This window comes from Pseudomonas alkylphenolica, assembly GCF_016009175.1.
GTDB lineage: Bacteria > Pseudomonadota > Gammaproteobacteria > Pseudomonadales > Pseudomonadaceae > Aquipseudomonas > Aquipseudomonas alkylphenolica_B.
On record NZ_JADUCM010000001.1, the window covers coordinates 358,457 to 374,963 of the forward strand.

The window sequence follows — 16,507 nt, forward strand, 5'->3', positions numbered from 1 at the left end:
ACCGGGGCAGGCCTTTTGCTCAATTGACGCTTACAGTGCGGGGGGCGCTCATACCAGAGGTGTGACATGGCTACCGACTCGGCGGATAAAGATCACATACAGCGGGTGGTTCGCAACTATGTAGAAGGCATGGTGTTCGCAGACGAAGCCCTGTTGCGACAGGCCTTTCACCCCGCGTGCCGGATCATCGGCCACTACATGGGTGCACTCGAATGGCTGTCGCTTGACGAGTTTATCGAGGCCATCCGCCATGAAGGCGCTGCGGCTGCCGGCACCATACCTTATTGGGACGTGCTCGCCATCGACATCACCGGCGATGCCGCGTCGGTGAAAGTCATCGATGACTATGTCGGGATGCAGTTCACCGATTACCTGTCGCTGCTGAAAATCGACCATCACTGGGTGATCGTCAACAAGCTCTATTTTCACCACCAGTAGGTTTGCCGTCGTCGGGTAAAAAGGGAGGCTGCGCGCGCTGCCCAGCCGCCCTTTGTTCAGCGCTAGGCCGACGGCGGTGTGCCTTCGGCGTTCGATACCACGGCATCAATCTGCACCAGTGCTCCGTCTGGCAGCGCCGACACACCCACGGTCCGCCGTGCTGGCACACCGCCCGGGAAGTAGCTGGCATACGCCTCGTCTACGGCCGCACCGTCTTCGATGTCCTTGAGGAAGATGTTGACCTTGACCACGTCGGCCAGGTTGTGGCCGATACTCTCGACAATGGCCTTGATGTTCTTCAAACATTGGCCCGCTTGCTCTTTTGCACCGCCCGCCACCAGCTTGCCGGATTTCGGGTCCAGCGGTAATTGCGCGGATAGGTGATTGTAGTGAGAGAACGCCACCGTCTGCGTCGACAGCGCGTTTCTCGGGGCGTTATCGGTGTTGTTGGCCTTGATGACGATGCCGTGCCGGTCTTCGACGGCTTGTGGTGGCGTGCCATCGCCGTGCGAGACGACGGCTTCAATCTGCACCAGCGCATCCAGCGGCAGCGCCGACACGGCAACGTTGGTGCGGGCGGGCAGGTAGCCTACGGTTCGTGCAATCGCCGCGTCGGGGAAGAAGGTGGTGTAGACCTGGTTGACCGCATCGAGGTCGTTCAGGTTTTTGACAAAGACCGTGATCCTGACAATGTCATCAAACGGTACGTCGATGCCCTCGAGAATCGCCTTGATGTTTTTCAGGCACTGTTTGGTCTGTTCTTTCACACCGCCTGCCACCAGTTTCCCGGTGGCCGGGTCGATCGGCAATTGCGCAGACAGGTTGTTGTAATGCGAGAACGCCACGCTTTGTGTCGACAGCGGGCTGAGGGGCGCGCGCTCGGTGTTCTTGGCCACTTTTACCAGGTCGCCGGCCTGTGGGGCGTTCGGAATGGTGCCTTCGCCATGTGAAACCAGGGCCTCGACCTGCACCAGGGCATCCAGCGGTAACGCGCTGACCACCACCGTGGTCAATGCCGGGACATAGTCCGGGAAAAAGCGTGCATGCACCGCTTGGACCGCCTCGATGTCCGTGCTGTGCTTGACGAACAGGCTGATCCTGACGATGTCGGTCAGCCCGTGGTTGATGCTTTCGACAATCGCTTTAATGTTCTTGAAGCACTGTTCGGCCTGCGCGGTTATACCGCCGGCGACCAGTGCGCCCGAGGCCGGGTCGATAGGCAACTGGGCAGAAATGTTGTTGTAGTGAGAGAAAGCGACGGTCTGCGAATAAGGGCCTGTACCTTGTGGCGCGCGTTCCGTGTTGCGTGCTGACACTGCGTTATAGCCAGTCATACGAGTACTCCCCTGTGTTGCTGGATTTGAGTGGGCGGCGTGGCAAGCGCGAGTTCCACTTCACGACCGGCGGTTGCCAACGCATTTCCGGACAACGGACACTGAGTCCACGCGGGGGGCAGGCAGCGCTACTGCCTGAGGGTTGCTGATGGAACGGGTGCAAGTGTAGTGGGCTCTGCGCGTTGCGCCATTGCACGTGCATTCATCGGCCATCCGGCCAGGGTTCTGGTCGCATAAATTTGAAATCTGCCGCATTGCTCGACAGAATCGCGCCCTGATCCGGCCAGCGGTGCCGGACATGTGTGCGCTAAAGGGGCAGCAGTTGAACGAACAGACATTGTCCATGCGCCTGGAGCGTGTGGCGGCACAGGTACCAGCCGGTGCGCGCCTGGCCGATATTGGCTCGGATCACGGTTACCTGCCGGTGGCGCTGATGCGCCGTGGCGCCATCACGTCGGCGGTGGCCGGCGACGTGGCAGAGACACCGTTTCGTGCTGCCGAACGCACCGTGCGCGAAAATGGCCTGGACCTGCAGATCACCGTGCGCCTGGCCAATGGGCTGGCGGCAATCGAGCCGCAAGACGGCATTTCGGCTATCACGCTCTGTGGCATGGGCGGCGAGACCATCCGCGACATCCTCGACGCCGGCAAGGCGCGCCTGAGCGGTCGGGAGCGCCTGATCCTTCAGCCCAACGGTGGCGAACAGCCCCTGCGCCAATGGCTGATGGAAAACGGCTACCGCATCCTTCATGAGGAGGTGCTGCGGGAAAACCGCTTCGACTATGAAATCATCGTCGCCGATCGCAGCGGACCGGTGACCTACAGCGCCCAGGAGCTGTACTTTGGCCCGTTGCACCTGCAAAGCCGCAGTGTCGCGTTCCAGGGCAAATGGCAGCGCCGGTTGCGCCTCAAGCAAAAGACCCTGGCCCATTTCGCCCGCGCGCGGCATGCCGTGCCGGAAGAAAAAGTTCAAACCCTCACCCTGCAGGTGGGCTGGATCGCAGCGCTGCTGGTTTGAGCACTTGCCATGCCTCACGATTGCTGCACACTGTGCAGTAATGATCTGCAAACAGCCTGTCTTGTTGCGCCTGCAGTCAGTTTTCATACTTCAGCCCTCTGAATAACCGACTGAAGGGGAAAGACCATGGTTGCTGCAATCCGTTTTAGCCACGTTGGCGAACCTGGCGTGCTGGCCGTGCAAACGTTGGGCGAACAAACGCCCGGTCACGGCGAGGTCTGGCTCGAGCAAGCGGCCATTGGCGTCAACTTTCTCGACGTCGCCCAGCGCAAGGGAGCAGTGCCCCTGCCGTTGCCCTCCGGCCTTGGCCTGGAAGGTGCCGGGCGTGTGGCGGCGGTGGGGGAAGGGGTGAGCACTGTGCAGGTGGGCGATCGCGTTGCCTATGCCACCGGCCCGGTTGGCGCCTATGCATCGGCCCGGCTGTTTCCTGCCCGGCGCCTGGTCAGGATTCCGGACGCGCTGTCATTTGATGATGCCGCCGCTGTGCTGTTCAAGGGCATTACTGCCCAGTACCTGTTGAAGTCCACCTACCCGGTTGGGCCGGGCACTGCCGTGCTGCTTTACGGTGTGGCAGGCGGGGTGGGGGCGATCATGGCGACATGGGCCAAGCACCTGGGGGCAACGGTGATCGGCGTGGTGTCCAGGCCGGCCAGCGTTGCCAAGGCCAAGGCCCTGGGTTGCGACGAGGTGCTGGTGTTTGACGCCGACACCCTGGCGGCGCAGGTGGCCCGTGTCACCGGGGGCAGCAAGGTCGACGTCGTCTACGATCCGATTGGGCGTGTGTCTTTCCAGGCCTCGCTGGACAGCTTGCGGCCACGGGGCGTGATGGTGTCGTTCGGGGCGTCCTCCGGCGCGCCGGAAGCGGTAGAAATCGCCACCCTCAACAGCAAGGGCTCGTTGTTCCTCACCCGTCCTTCGCTGGCAGCACATACCGCCACCGACGCCGAATACCAGGCGCGGGCGCAGGATGTGCTGGCGGCTGTCGAGGCGGGCATCATCACGCCGCACATCTGGGCGCGGTATCCACTGGCAGAGGCGGCGTTGGCGCATGCCGACCTGGAATCAGGGCGTTCATCGGGGGCGATCATTCTAAAACCATGAATCTTGATGTGTTGGATAACCAGCAGAGCGACGAAGTCGCGGCGTTTCTGGCCGTTGTCTCGCAAGGCTCGTTCGTGGCGGCCGGCAAGTTGCTGCAGCGCCATCCCAGCGTCGTTTCCAAGCGCCTTGCGGCGATGGAAAAGCGCCTGGGGGTGCGGCTCATCGAGCGCTCCACCCGCCAGCTGCGCATCACCGAGGTGGGCTCCCAGCTGGAGCAGCGACTTCGCGCTGCGGTCGAGTTGATCAATGAGGCGCAGCAGCACGCCGCCCGCGGTGCCAGCGACGTGCGCGGCACCTTGCGCCTGGCGTTGCCGGCGGCCATGGGGCGGCGCTGGCTCGGGCCGATGCTGCCCGGGTTTCTCAAGGCCTATCCGCATGTTTCGATCATCGCAGACTACAGCGAGCGGCTGGTCGACATCATCGAAGAAGGCTTTGATGCGGCCATTCGCATTGGCGACCTGCAAGACAGCCGCCTGGTCGCGCGCAAACTCGCTGACCACCGGCGAATACTCTGTGCCTCGCCGGCCTACATCGCCACGCACGGCATGCCGCAAACCCCGCAGGCGCTTGCCGGGCACAACTGCCTGCGCTTCAGCGGGCTGGCCTCGTTTCCGCAATGGCGACTGCATCGCGGTACCGAGCAGCACACCCTCTCGCCCACCGGCAACCTGACGGCCAACGACAGCGAATCGCTGCTCGCCGCAGTGCGGGCCGATGCTGGAATTCTGGGCGCCGGTGACTGGCTGATGACCCAGGACATTGCTGCAGGCCGGTTGGTGCAGGTGCTCCCCGACTGGCAGCTGGACAGCGCCGGTGGGGTATACCTGGTCAGGCCATCGGCCAAATTCCCGAGTGCGGTGGTTGTCGCCTTCAAGCAATGGATCGAGTCGAAGTTTGAGCCGGTGCCGCCGTGGGGTAGTACGACAGGCTGACCCGGCTTACTCGTCGCTATCACCTTGCGGGTTGTAATACTTGCTCTGGTCCGGGGTGAAGGTGACGACCATGCCGGTGCGGCTGCAGTTGAGGGTCAGCTCTGCCGTTGTATCAATCTGCAAGTCTTCGCCCCGCAGCCCTTGCCACTGGGCCAGGTATTTGAGCGAGCCGAATTTTTCGCGCTTTTTCAGGGTGCGCTCCACGCCGCCTTTCCAGCCCAGCACCGGCAGTTCACCAGCCAGGCAGCGCTGGGCGAGTTCGGGCTGTTTGATGGCGCGCTCTCGGCCGATTTCCCAACAACGGATCAAGCCATTGTCCGGACCTTGCCAGGTGTCGATCCAGGTGAGGGTAGGACGCAGTTCGAGGTGGATCGGGCGTTGGACAATGCTGCTCATTCAGCCTCCCTGGCTGTTTGTTGTTATCAATGAGGGTGGTGCGTGTACGGATGCTACTAATTAGCCATCATTGGTGTCCAGCGTTGTTCGGGTACTCGCTGCCCGTAGGAGCGAGGCTTGCCCGCGAAGAACGATGACGTGGTGTAACAGGTACACCGCAGCGCCTGCTTCGCCGGCAAGCCTGGCTCCTACAGGTGTTGAGTGTCAGGCGCCTCCAGGCTGGCCATGTCGATGACAAAGCGGTAGCGCACATCAGAGCGTTCCATGCGTTCAAAGGCTTCGTTGATCTGCTCCATGCGGATCATCTCGCAGTCCGGCAGGATGTTTTTGCGCGCGCAGAAGTCGAGCATTTCCTGCGTTTGCGCAATGCCGCCGATGGGCGAGCCGGCCAGGCGCCTGCGGCCGAGGATGAACGGCACGGTGAACAACTCCTCGATAGGCCCCACCTGGCCGACGATCACCAGGGTGGCGTCGACGTCCAGCAGGTTCATGTAGGGCGATACATCGTGGCGTACCGGGATGGTGTCGATGATCAGGTCAAAGCTTGATTGTGCGTTTGCCATGGCCGTGGCGTCGCTGGACACCAGCAACGTGTCGGCGCCCAGCGCCAGGGCATCGGCGAGTTTATCGGCGCTGCGGCTGACGACCGTCACAAAGGCACCGAGCCCGGCCGCGAGTTTCACTGCCATGTGCCCCAGGCCGCCGAGGCCGATGACCGCCACCCGGCTGCCCGGCCCGACGTTCCAGGTGCGCAGCGGCGAATAGGTGGTGATGCCGGCGCACAGCAGGGGGGCGGCCTTGGCCAGGTCCAGGCCGTCGGGCACGCGCAGCACGAACTCTTCGCGGGTGACCAGGTGTTTGGAGTAGCCACCGTAGGTCGGCTCGCGGGTGATCCGGTCCAGGCCGTTGTAGGTCTGGGTATTGGTTTCCCGGCACAGCTGTTCTTCGCCTTTGCGGCACTGGTCGCACTGCTGGCAGGAGTCGACCATGCAACCCACCGCCACCGCATCACCGACCTTATGGCGGGTAACGGCACTGCCAATGGCGGTCACCCGGCCGATGATTTCGTGCCCCGGCACGATCGGGTAGCGGCTGATGCCCCAGTCGTCGCGCGCCTGGTGCAGGTCCGAGTGGCATACACCACAGTAAAGAATCTGCATGGCGACATCGTTGGGCCGCAGGTCACGGCGTTCGAACGAATAGGGCGCCAGGGGCGCGTCAGGCGTCTGCGCAGCGTAGCCGATGGTGTACATGGGGCACCTCTCTACCAATAGTCAGATGGGCAAGGTTCACTGAACCAGCCATTGACTATAGCTACCCCTGTTCCAGCTGCCGTCGCGTGCTTAGCGCTGCGACACCCAGAAGTCGTGCAAGGCCCGCGCAGCCGGCTCGATCGCGGCCACGCGCTGGCGGTGCAGGACGACATCCAGGTTCACCGGCAGTTCGTAGTTGTCCTGTTCGGCGCAGTCGGTGATGACCTGCAGGCGAGCGGCCTGGGGCTGCGGCAGTTCCGGCCAGTTGCCGATGGCTACCCCGCGCACATAGCCAAAGCACCATTCTTCGGCCAGGGTCAGCGGCTGGCCATTGTGTTCGGTCTGCTCGAAGCGCGCTTTGAACGCCTGCGGGTCGGTGGCCAGCTGGTTGGCCAGGGTGTTGAGGTGGCGTACGCACAGGTCGATGAACTGGCGGCATTCCTGCGGGGTTTCCCACTCGGGGTTCTGCCCGCCCCAGATGGCCGGGAACCATTCGCTGATGTCGATATGCGCCGGGCTCGAAACCAGGGCGGTGAAGTAGCCGTCAAGCTCGGACGGGTTGAGCACGGAATGGTCGTCGCCGTACTTGAGCAAGGTGTCTTCGACGAGCTCGAACTCGCTGGGGCTGAGGGGCTGGATGTTCATGACTGCGGTTCCTTGGCGAGGTCTGGGTAAAAAAAGGGGGGGATGATGCCACTAATTTTCGCTCAATGTCGTTCGTTCTCTTGGTAGCCACCTTGCGCCCGGTGTGCGGTGGGCCCATTCAATCCAGGAGACAGGCAATGACATCCGTATTCGACCGCGACGATATCGTGTTCCAGGTAGTGGTCAACCACGAAGAGCAGTACTCGATCTGGCCTGACTACAAAGACGTGCCGGCGGGCTGGCGCACGGTTGGCAAGAGCGGCCTGAAGAAGGAATGCCTGGCCTATATAGATGAAGTATGGACCGACATGCGCCCCTTGAGCCTGCGCCAGAAAATGGCTGAAAGCGCTGCGGTGCAGTAAGCAGTGTCGTCTGTGACGCTGTTGTGCCTGCCGTATTCCGGCGCCAGCGCCATGGTCTACAGCCGCTGGCGGCGCAAGCTGCCGGCCTGGCTCAACGTGCGTCCGGTCGAGTTGCCGGGGCGCGGGGCGCGGATGGGCGAACCGGCGCAAACCGATTTGCAGGCCCTGGCCCGGCAACTGGCCAGCGAGCAGCGCCTGGCTGCCAGCCAACCCTATGCCTTGCTTGGCCATAGCCTGGGGGCGTTGTTGGCGTTCGAGCTGGCTCATGAGCTGCAGGCGCTGGGGTGCCCGTCACCGCGGGCGCTGTTTGCCAGCGGCACCGCGGCGCCGTCACGCCGCGAAGACTACGATGGCGGCGAATGGCGTGAGCCGAAAAGCGATGCGGTATTGATCGAAGAGCTGCGCGCGCTCAACGGCACGCCGGAGGAGGTGCTGGCCAACCGGGAGTTGATGAGCCTGACTTTGCCGGTGTTGCGCGCCGATTTTCTGCTGTGTGGGCGTTATGCCTACCGCCAGCGCCCGCCACTGCATTGCCCGCTGCATGTGCTGGGCGGTGAAAACGACCGCGCCACGAACGCACAATTGTTGGCGTGGCGCCAGGAAAGCCTGGGCGACTTTTCGCTGGAGATGTTCCCCGGTGGGCACTTCTTTATCCACGAACACGAAGACCGTGTGCTGGGTGTATTGAGCGCTGCCATCGCGCCTTATCGGCTATCGGCCTGACGTAGTCATTGACGCAGCGGCCAGCGCTGGGCGAGCCTTACAGGTTCAACCACGACGCAGGTGCAAGGAATGTTGATCAAGGCGAACCAGGCCAGCTTGCTGGTGATTGATGTGCAGGAAAAACTCATCGGTGCCGTCAGCGACCCCGACGGTACGCTGGCCCGCACCCGCTGGCTGATGGCCGCCACCGCCGAGCTGGGCCTGCCGACGGTGATTTCCGAGCAGTATCCCAAGGGCCTTGGCCCTACTGTCGCCGCCCTCAAGGCGGCATCGCCAGATGCCCAGGTGGTAGAAAAACTGCACTTTTCCTGTGTGGCCGCCGAGTGCCTGCCGGCGTCGTTGCTCGCCCGCGAGCAGGTGATTGTCTGCGGCATGGAAACCCATATCTGCGTACTACAAACCGTGCTTGGCCTGCGTGCGCTGGGCAAGCAGGTGTTTGTGGTCGAGGACGCCTGCGACAGTCGCACAGTGGCCAGCAAGGCTGCCGGTATCGCCCGCATGAGAGACGCCGGCGCGCAGATCGTCACGCGTGAAATGGTCGTGTTCGAACTGATGGAAAGCTCCGCACACGCGCAGTTCCGCCACATCAGCAAAACCTACATGGTGGGTGAGCAGCCCTGAACGCGGGCGTGCCAGTGGACAAGGCGAGGGGGCTGCATGCGGATCAGAGGGTTGTTGTTGGCTGTGGCGGTGTTGCTGACGGTGCAGGGGTGTGTCAGCCAGCGTGCGGAGGAGTCTGAAACCGACCCGGCCAAAGTGCGCGCGCAGGTCCTGCGTTTGTTGCCTGCCGCCACTAAAGACCGCGAAGGCTGGGCGCGCGACATTCAGACGGCCTTCACCACGCAGAAGATAGCTGCCAGCCGCTCCAACCTGTGCGCCGTGCTGGCGGTGACCGAGCAGGAGTCGACCTTTCAGGCGGACCCGCGGGTGCCCGGCCTGGGCCGTATTGCCCGTCAGGAGATCGATCGCCGTGCTGCCAGCCTGCATATTCCGCAGATGCTGGTGAATGCTGCGCTGCAGACGCGCTCGCCCAACGGCAAGAGCTACAGCGAGCGGCTTGAAGCGGTGCGCAGCGAAAAGCAGCTCAGTGCAATTTTTGATGATTTGATCGGCAGCGTGCCCCTGGGCCGCACCTTGCTTGGCGACTTGAACCCGGTGCGCACCGGCGGGCCGATGCAGGTCAGTATCGCCTTCGCCGAGCGTCATGCGCGCGGCTACCCCTACAGCCATGAGGGCACGATTCGGCAGGAGGTGTTCAGCCGCCGTGGCGGGATGTACTTCGGCATCGCCCACCTGTTGGGCTATCCCAGCCATTACGAGCGCCAGGTGTACCGTTTTGCCGACTTCAACGCCGGTTGGTACGCCAGTCGCAATGCCGCGTTTCAAAGTGCCCTGAGCCGAGCCAGTGGTGTGACGTTGGCGCTGGATGGGGACTTGATCGCACCGGGTGCAATCATGCCGGGCAACACCGAGAAAGCAGCACGACGCTTGGGTGAACAGTTGGGGCTGCGTAATCCGGCTATTCGCAGTCAGCTGGAGAAGGGCGACAGCCTGGAATTTGAAGAGACCCGGCTGTACAGCGGGGTGTATGCGCTGGCGGACGCCAAGGCCGGCAAGTCGCTGCCCCGTGCGCAACTGCCGGGGATTGAACTGAAGAGCCCCAAGATCACCCGCAAACTCACCACAGCCTGGTTTGCCAACCGGGTGGATGAGCGCTACCAGCGCTGCATGAAACGCTGAGGTCAATGCCGCAAAACGCTCATTGTGGGAGCTGGCGCAGCCTGCGATCGAGCGCGCAGCGGTCGCGGTTCTCTGTTGCCAGGGCTGGCTATGGGGCTGCGTTGCAGCCCATCGCCGGCGCTGCCGGCTCCCACAGTGGGTTGTGGTGTGCCTGTATCAGCTGCTAGCCGCTAGCGCCCCGACCACTTGCTCGATACTGGCCTTCAACCCCGCCAGGGTGTCTTGCGGGTCGGTATCGATCACCACCAGCTTGGCCCCAGAGGCGGCGATCACCTCGGCCACTTCCTTGCCCGGCTGTTTGTGGTGCAGCACCAGCGCCACATCCTGCCCCTTGAGTTCATCACCCAGACGCTTGAGCGCCGCCGCATCCCATTGATCGTCCGCCACTTGCGGGTGGTCGATCAGGTCCAGGTTCAGGCCGCCAATCAGGTAACCCAGGCGGTCCGAGAGGTTGACCACACTGAGGTTGTCGGCGTCGGCCAGGCGCGTTTCGCTGCCGGCACTGAGCTCCAGCAACTGGCGCTTGAGGCTGGCCAGGTTGCTCTGGATTTTTGCCTGATCGCTCGGGCTCAGGCGCCCCAGGTCGTTGGCCAGTACATCGGCCATGCGCCCCAGGTTGGTCGGATTCAACCAAGGGTAGGCGGCAAAGGCATCGTTACCCTGCACGGCGATCCCCGGCAAGGCGCCGTCGACCGGGCGCGCGGCGTCGATTTCAACGATACGGATGTTGCTGCGCCGTGCCACCGGGTAGCGCGGGTCGTCACGCCAGATCGAGCGCAGGCCGATCACTGCATCCGCCTGGCTCGCGGCTTTCTGCAGGCTCGCGCCGCCCCGGCCGCTGAAATAGGACGGCTGGCGCGATGCCGGAATGTTCGCCGGTGCCGCACGCGTCAAGGTGACGGAGGTACCGTCGAGCAGGGCGCTGGCCAGGGCGTAGGGCACCGGCAACGACGCCAGCACGCTGACACTGGCAGGGTGCTGGGTTGCCGCCGGGGCCGCTTGCGCAAGGCTCAAGGTGGGCAGGCCCGCCAGTGCCAGGGCCAGACACAGGTGTTTGAGATCGAAGGTCATGCCGGGTTTCCTTGCAGGCGTGGGACAAGGCCGCGGGCCAGGGCGGCGAGGGCGAAGCAGCAGCCGGCGACAAGAATGATCGCCGCGCCTGAAGGCACCGGCAGGTCGAAGACGATGGGCAGCAGGATGCCCACCAGGGTACTGAGGGTGGCGATCAGCACCGAGGCCCAGAAAAAGCCTTTCAGCGACTGGCTGATCAAGCGCGCCGCCGCTGCCGGAATCACCAGCAAGGCACCGACGAGAATGGCGCCGATCACCTTCACCGCCGCCACCGTGACCAGGGTCACCAGCACCACGAACAGGTAGTCCAGGCGCTTCACCGCCACACCGCGCACCGCCGCCAGTTGCGGGTTGAAACTGGCGAGCATGATGCGGTTGTACAGCGGCAGGGCCAGGGCCAGCACCAGCGTGCCGACAATGCCCAGCACCAACAGGTCCTGGCCGCTGACAGTGAGCACCGAGCCGAACAGCACGTTCTCGAGGATGTGCACGTTGATCTTGCCGGCCAGCATCAGCAGCAGGCTGGCGCCCAGGGCCAGGGACACCGAGAGGAACACGCCGATCAGGGTATCGGGGGAAAGCCCGGTGCGGTTGCGCAAAAAGTTGAGGAGGATGCCGAACAGCAGGCAGTAGCCGAACAGGCTGCCGTAGGGGCCGGTGTAGGGTTCACCGAGCAGGATGCCGATGGCAACGCCAGTCAGCGCCGCGTGGCCGACCGCTTCGGAGAAGAACGCAAAGCGCTTGACCACCACCAGCGTGCCCAGCCCGCCCAGCACCGGGCCGATCATCAGGCCGGCGAGCAGGGCGTTGACCACAAAACCATAGGCCAGGGCCTCGGGCAGGTAACCGGCGCTGGCCCAGCCCTGAATCAGCAGGCGAAATTCTTCGTAGTTCATCAGGTGGTGCTCTCGCTGCGCGGGTGAATGGAGAACAGGCTGAGCAGGCGCTCCGGGGTCAGCGCCTGCTTCGGTGGGGCGTCGAACAGCACCCGGCGGCTGAGGCCAGTGACCTTGTCGGCCAGGCGCGCCACCGCTTGCAGGTCGTGCTCGATCCACAGCACGGTGGTGCCGGCTGCGCGCCAGTCCAGCAGCAGGCGCTCGAACACCTGGATACCGGCTTCGTCCAGCGCCGACATCGGTTCATCCAGTACCAGCAAGTGCGGCGCCGGGATCAGGCCCTGGGCCAGCAACACGCGCTGGCGCTCGCCGCCGGAGAGGGCGCCCATGCGCCGCTTGCGTTTGTCGAGCATGCCGACCCGTTCCAGCGCTGCGTCGATGGCCGGTGCCACCTTGCGCGACAGGCCGAGAAAGGCCGGGCGCCGCTGGCACATGGCAGCCATGAAGTCATCGACTGTCATTGGCAGGCCACGGTCGAACTCCAGGGCCTGGGGCACATAGCCAATCACCTGGGTGTCGCCCGGCCAGGTCAGGGTCAGCTGGCCCTGGTGCGGCATTTGCCCGAGCAGGGTTTTCACCAGCGAACTTTTACCGCCGCCGTTGGGGCCGACCAGCGCATGCACGCTGCCAGCGGCCACCTTGAAACTGACCTGGTCGAGAATGCGTGTGCGCCCCAATGTCAGGTCGATCGCGGCAAACTCGATGTCCGGCCCACAGGGCGGGCTGATGACGGTTTCTGCGACAGTCATGCCTTGGACTCCTTGATCGCCCGCACCACGGTGTCGAGGTTGCGCTTCATCTCCACCTCGTACTTCTCCTTGCTGTAGTCACCGTAGGAGATGTGGGTCAGCGGGTAGATCTTCACCCCGGACTCGCGCTGGATGGTCTCGACATAGGCCGAAGGGAAGTCCATCTCCGAGAAAATCACTTTGACGTCCAGCGCCTTGAGCTGGTCGATGGTCTTCTTCAGCTGGCTCGGGCTGGGTTCGATGCCGTGGGCCGGTTCGACCACGGCGGTGACCTCCAGGCCGAACTCGCGCACCAGGTAGTCATAGGCGGCATGGATGGTGGCGACACGAAACTCGGCGCCCGGCGCTTCGGTGACCTGGGCCAGGGCGTCGGCGCGCAGCTTGCGCAGGCGCTTGGCGTAGGCGCGGGCGTTCTGGCTGTAGTACTTGGCGTTGTCGGGGTCGAGCTTGCCCAGCTCGCGGGCGATGTTGTTGACCTGGGCGATGCTGGCGCTGATCGACAGGAAGGTGTGCGGGTGGACCACCTTGCCCGCGCCGCGCGCGGCAACGCCGGTGGCGGCCAGCAGCGGAACGTTGGTGTTGGACTCGATCACGGTGATCTGCGGTTTTTCGCTGGCGGCGATCATGCGGTCGGCAAAGTCATCGTGGCCGATGCCGTTGAGCACCACCACGTCGAGGCTGCCGATGCGCCTGATGTCCTCGGCCCGTGGTTCGTAGGCGTGGGGGTTGAACCCGGCCGGAATCAGCGGCACCACCTCGGCCTTGTCACCGACAATGTTGGTCACGTAGCTGTAGTACGGGTGCAGGGTGATGCCGATGCGCAACGGTTTGCCATTGACCTCGGCGACGGCCACGGCAGGCAAGGCAACAGCAATGAGCACACTCAGGAGGCGACGGGCGAGGGCGGAGCGAAACATGGGGTGTCCTTGTATCAGTGACGATGCTGGCGGGTGACGCCGGCGTCATAGTGGGCGGCGATCTGCTGCCAGCCCGCGGCGATCAGTGCGGCGGGCGACAGGTCGGCAGGGACAGTGGCATCAGCCTTGCGCAGCAGCCAGATATCGGCGGCGCCGTCATGCTCGGCGGGGATCAGCATCAGAAAACTGCCGGCCCCGCTCACCGCCTGGCTCAGGCCCAGGTAGGCCTGCTGGCCCAGCCGTTGCCATTGATGTTCGCCACGGCTCGCACTGCTGGCGTCCTGGGCGAAGGGCGGGAAGCCTTCTTCGGCCAGGGTGGCGACCTCGACCGGCTCAGGGGCTTCTTCGCGGCGTAGCTGGATTTCTTCGAACGCCACCCGCAGGTCGGCGTACACGCCTTGCTCGGCGGCATACAGGTCGCGGCGGGCATCGAGCTGATGGGCCTCGATACTGACCTCGTCGTGACGTTCACCACGCAGGGCGACAATCCCCGCCGCCACCGCCAGGATGCACAGGCTCACCAGCAGCACGTAGAGGGTTTCGTGCCCGGCGCCGGCCGGGCGTACCACCTGGACCCGGCTCATGGCTCACCAATGTCGGCGTAGTCGATTTCGACCACATGCCCGGGGCCTGCGTCGAACAGCACATAGAACTCACCGTCCGGACGCTTGAACGTCAGTTTCGAGTTCTCGCCCAACTTGCCCGGCACGAGGATTTCCTCGTTGTAGCCGATCACGTCGAGGGTCACCCCCGGTGCGCCGCTACCGTCGGAAAAACCGCCGGTGCACTCGATCTGCCCGCCGTCGACCGGCTTGCATTCGCACATCGGGTTATGCGCCAGGGCCGGGCTGGCGGCGCCGAGCAAGAGCAGGGGCACCAGCAGCCTGCGGGGGGTGGGCTTCATCATTTGCCTCCTTGTTTGTTCAGCCAGGCGAGGGTGGCCGGCGAGGCCTTGGCCAGGGGGATGGACGCTTGGTGCATGCTTCCGTCCCAGCCTTCGAGGGTGATCCAGATCTCGGCATCGGCCTTGGTTTTGCCCGGGATCGGCAGGTTGGTGGCCATGCGGTAGGGCGGGCCGAAGAAGATCGTGCCGGCGGCGCGCAGGCTGCGCGGTTTGCCGATGCGCAGGTAAGCGGCCTTGACCTCGTTGATGCAGGTTTTGCACAGCGCCGCGTTGAAGGCCTTGAAGTGACCTGCCGGGCCATCGGCGCGCGGTGCCTCGTCGCGCAGCTCGGCCAGTTGCACCTGCCACGGGCCGACCTGGATAGTGCCCAGGTCGCGTTCGCCCAGGCCACTGTCGCCGCGAAACAGCGCGGCGTCGGCAAAGTACTTGGGCATGAAACCGAGCGGGATCAGCAACAGCAGGATGTTGAGATGAAAGCGCCATTGGTGCCACCAGCGGCTCAAGGGGCTGGCGGGCGCGACTGCTGCCTTGCTCATAGGCTGGCCTCCGTGGCGGTTTCAGGGGTGGTGCGGGCCTGCTTGCGTTCCCCGCGCTTGAGGGCGGCAGCGGTGGCCTGGGCGGTGCGCTTGGTCCAGATCAGCAGGCCGCTCAGCACCATCATTGACAGCAGCAGGCCGAAGAACGCCCAGATCAGCTTGATTGCCAGGCCGCCGAAGTCGCCGGTGTGCAGTGGGCGCATCGACTCGGTGACAAACTCCAGGGTCGAACGGTCCTGAATCAGGAACTGCGATTCGATCTTGCTGTTGTAGGGGTTGACGTTGACCGTCTGGAACATCAGCGGGTACCAGCCGCGGCCGCCCAGGTAAACGTGGGAGTAGGCGTTGCCGGGCATCGACACAAAACTCACCTCAAGGCCCGGGATCTGCTCGCGGGCAATGCGCGTGACCTCATCGACGCTGATGCGCGGTGCTGGCTCCCCGGACGCCGTGCGTGGCACGTCTTCGCGGGCAATCACCGGTACCACCGGTTCCGTAGACACACTGATGTGGTTGTCGGCGAGGATCGCCTGGATCAGGAACCAGGTACCGGTGATGGAAATCACCGCAATGAACCAGATCGACCAGATGCCGCTCAGGCGGTGAAAGTCGCCCCAGAAAATCCGCGCACCATGGTTGAAGCGCAACGTTGGCTTGAAGAAGCCTTTCCAGAATTTCTTGTAGACCACAAGGCCGGTGACCAGCGAGGCCAGCATCGGCAGGCCGAGCAGCGACACCAGGTACCAGCCCCAGCTGTAGCCGTTGGTGAACGGCACCAGCCACCAGCCGTGCAGGGCGCGGGTAAAGGCCTCGAAGTTGAAGTCCGGGCTCTTGCCCTGGATCGCCCCGGTGTACGGGTTGACGTAGAGCGGCGGTGCGCTGCCATCTGCAAAGGTCACGGCGGCGGTCAGAGCGAAGTGCGAGCCGTCCGGCTGGCTGAGAAAGCGCACGGCCATGTCCGGCTCGGCCTTGTGCAGGGCGTCGAGAATTTGCTGGTAGCTCAGGCGCTCGGCGACAGCGTCGGGCTGGGTGGCGCGCACGTCCGGGTTCGCCAGCCAGACGATTTCCTGGCTGACCACGGCGAGGGTGCCGGTAACGCACACGATCAGCACAAAGAACCAGATCGGCAGGGCGAGCCAGCTGTGCACCAGAAACCAGAGTCTGGATTTGGATTTTTTTGACATGGAACCCGGTCTTTTCAAGGAATTGAGGTCGCGACAAAGCACAGCTTTCGCAACTGTTACTAATAGGACGAATGAGAATTGAAAAACCGTCTTAGCAAATGAAAGAAAATGTTTCAGGGCGACGAGATGCACCCAGAGGGGTGGAGTTGCGGTGCAAAAAATCAGTTTTTACCTATTCCTCGTAAGACATTTCCCAAACATACTTCTGCCGCTTTTTATCCGTTGCGGTCGCGTTGGCAGCGCACTAGTCTCGGCGGGTCGTTACCTATTGACGACACGGCTTTGACAGGCCGCTTCGGGTTGATCGC

Annotated in this window: 20 protein-coding genes; 8 read left to right on the top strand and 12 right to left on the bottom strand. The window is 63.6% G+C overall.

The annotated features are described in order from the left end of the window. Positions 1–66: 66 nt before the first annotated feature. Positions 67–438, top strand: coding sequence for a nuclear transport factor 2 family protein (locus tag I5S59_RS01710; RefSeq protein WP_197875104.1), 372 nt, complete (start codon positions 67–69; stop codon positions 436–438). Between the two features lie 62 nt (positions 439–500). On the opposite strand, the gene I5S59_RS01715 is transcribed toward I5S59_RS01710, so the two are convergent. Then, the gene (locus I5S59_RS01715; protein WP_197875105.1) at positions 501–1,772 is read right to left on the bottom strand and encodes a Rid family hydrolase; all 1,272 of its coding nucleotides are present in this window, start codon (positions 1,770–1,772) and stop codon (positions 501–503) included. Positions 1,773–2,094: 322 nt separating this feature from the next. Here I5S59_RS01715 and I5S59_RS01720 point away from each other — a divergent pair, with 322 nt between their 5' ends. From I5S59_RS01720 to I5S59_RS01730, 3 genes are all read left to right on the top strand, one after another. Continuing rightward, the gene (locus I5S59_RS01720) at positions 2,095–2,790 is read left to right on the top strand and encodes a class I SAM-dependent methyltransferase (RefSeq protein ID WP_332262048.1); all 696 of its coding nucleotides are present in this window, start codon (positions 2,095–2,097) and stop codon (positions 2,788–2,790) included. Between the two features lie 126 nt (positions 2,791–2,916). Next, positions 2,917–3,891, top strand: coding sequence for a quinone oxidoreductase family protein (locus I5S59_RS01725; protein WP_197875106.1), 975 nt, complete (start codon positions 2,917–2,919; stop codon positions 3,889–3,891). Next, positions 3,888–4,823 (top strand): LysR family transcriptional regulator, encoded by a 936-nt coding sequence (locus tag I5S59_RS01730; protein ID WP_197875107.1) that lies wholly within the window; start codon positions 3,888–3,890, stop codon positions 4,821–4,823. Before I5S59_RS01725 ends, I5S59_RS01730 begins: the two co-directional genes overlap by 4 nt. A 6-nt stretch (positions 4,824–4,829) precedes the next feature. Here the strand turns inward: I5S59_RS01730 and I5S59_RS01735 are convergent, their stop codons facing one another. The 3 genes from I5S59_RS01735 to I5S59_RS01745 all read right to left on the bottom strand — a co-directional run bounded on the left by I5S59_RS01735 (position 4,830) and on the right by I5S59_RS01745 (position 7,117). Next, complete coding sequence (locus tag I5S59_RS01735) at positions 4,830–5,219, bottom strand: hypothetical protein (protein ID WP_197875108.1); 390 nt, start codon at positions 5,217–5,219, stop codon at positions 4,830–4,832. Between the two features lie 188 nt (positions 5,220–5,407). Continuing rightward, positions 5,408–6,472, bottom strand: coding sequence for an NAD(P)-dependent alcohol dehydrogenase (locus I5S59_RS01740; protein WP_197875109.1), 1,065 nt, complete (start codon positions 6,470–6,472; stop codon positions 5,408–5,410). Positions 6,473–6,562: 90 nt separating this feature from the next. Continuing rightward, on the bottom strand, positions 6,563–7,117 hold the full coding sequence (locus I5S59_RS01745) for a UPF0149 family protein (RefSeq protein WP_197875110.1): 555 nt from the start codon (positions 7,115–7,117) through the stop codon (positions 6,563–6,565). Positions 7,118–7,254: 137 nt separating this feature from the next. Between I5S59_RS01745 and I5S59_RS01750 the strand changes: the two genes are divergently transcribed. From I5S59_RS01750 to I5S59_RS01765, 4 genes are all read left to right on the top strand, one after another. Continuing rightward, on the top strand, positions 7,255–7,479 hold the full coding sequence (locus tag I5S59_RS01750; RefSeq protein WP_197875111.1) for an MbtH family protein: 225 nt from the start codon (positions 7,255–7,257) through the stop codon (positions 7,477–7,479). 3 nt (positions 7,480–7,482) lie between these two features. Beyond that, entirely contained in the window at positions 7,483–8,202 is a 720-nt protein-coding gene (locus I5S59_RS01755; RefSeq protein WP_197875112.1) for a thioesterase II family protein, read from the top strand. A gap of 69 nt (positions 8,203–8,271) precedes the next feature. Beyond that, positions 8,272–8,823 carry a hydrolase gene (locus I5S59_RS01760; RefSeq protein ID WP_197875113.1) on the top strand — a complete coding sequence of 184 codons (552 nt, stop codon included), beginning with the start codon at positions 8,272–8,274 and terminating at the stop codon, positions 8,821–8,823. A 36-nt stretch (positions 8,824–8,859) separates the two neighbouring features. Then, entirely contained in the window at positions 8,860–9,942 is a 1,083-nt protein-coding gene (locus I5S59_RS01765; RefSeq protein ID WP_197875114.1) for a DUF1615 domain-containing protein, read from the top strand. Between the two features lie 156 nt (positions 9,943–10,098). Here I5S59_RS01765 and I5S59_RS01770 read toward each other — a convergent pair whose 3' ends face one another. From I5S59_RS01770 to I5S59_RS01805, 8 genes are read right to left on the bottom strand one after another with little or no spacing between them, the layout of a single operon-like run. Then, positions 10,099–11,013 carry a metal ABC transporter substrate-binding protein gene (locus I5S59_RS01770; protein ID WP_197875115.1) on the bottom strand — a complete coding sequence of 305 codons (915 nt, stop codon included), beginning with the start codon at positions 11,011–11,013 and terminating at the stop codon, positions 10,099–10,101. Then, positions 11,010–11,909: a metal ABC transporter permease gene (locus tag I5S59_RS01775; protein ID WP_197875116.1), complete on the bottom strand. Its 900-nt coding sequence runs from the start codon at positions 11,907–11,909 to the stop codon at positions 11,010–11,012. Before I5S59_RS01775 ends, I5S59_RS01770 begins: the two co-directional genes overlap by 4 nt. Continuing rightward, positions 11,909–12,658, bottom strand: a complete 750-nt coding sequence (locus tag I5S59_RS01780) for a metal ABC transporter ATP-binding protein (RefSeq protein ID WP_197875117.1) — start codon at positions 12,656–12,658, stop codon at positions 11,909–11,911. The genes I5S59_RS01775 and I5S59_RS01780 overlap by 1 nt, the downstream gene beginning before the upstream one ends. After that, entirely contained in the window at positions 12,655–13,575 is a 921-nt protein-coding gene (locus I5S59_RS01785; RefSeq protein WP_197875118.1) for a metal ABC transporter solute-binding protein, Zn/Mn family, read from the bottom strand. Before I5S59_RS01785 ends, I5S59_RS01780 begins: the two co-directional genes overlap by 4 nt. A gap of 14 nt (positions 13,576–13,589) precedes the next feature. Continuing rightward, on the bottom strand, positions 13,590–14,159 hold the full coding sequence (locus I5S59_RS01790; protein WP_197875119.1) for a DUF6162 family protein: 570 nt from the start codon (positions 14,157–14,159) through the stop codon (positions 13,590–13,592). Further along, positions 14,156–14,479, bottom strand: a complete 324-nt coding sequence (locus I5S59_RS01795; protein ID WP_128325025.1) for a hypothetical protein — start codon at positions 14,477–14,479, stop codon at positions 14,156–14,158. Before I5S59_RS01795 ends, I5S59_RS01790 begins: the two co-directional genes overlap by 4 nt. Then, entirely contained in the window at positions 14,479–15,015 is a 537-nt protein-coding gene (locus tag I5S59_RS01800; RefSeq protein WP_197875120.1) for a thiamine pyrophosphate-binding protein, read from the bottom strand. Before I5S59_RS01800 ends, I5S59_RS01795 begins: the two co-directional genes overlap by 1 nt. Continuing rightward, positions 15,012–16,199, bottom strand: a complete 1,188-nt coding sequence (locus I5S59_RS01805; RefSeq protein ID WP_197875121.1) for a PepSY-associated TM helix domain-containing protein — start codon at positions 16,197–16,199, stop codon at positions 15,012–15,014. The genes I5S59_RS01800 and I5S59_RS01805 overlap by 4 nt, the downstream gene beginning before the upstream one ends. Between the last annotated feature and the right edge of the window lie 308 nt (positions 16,200–16,507).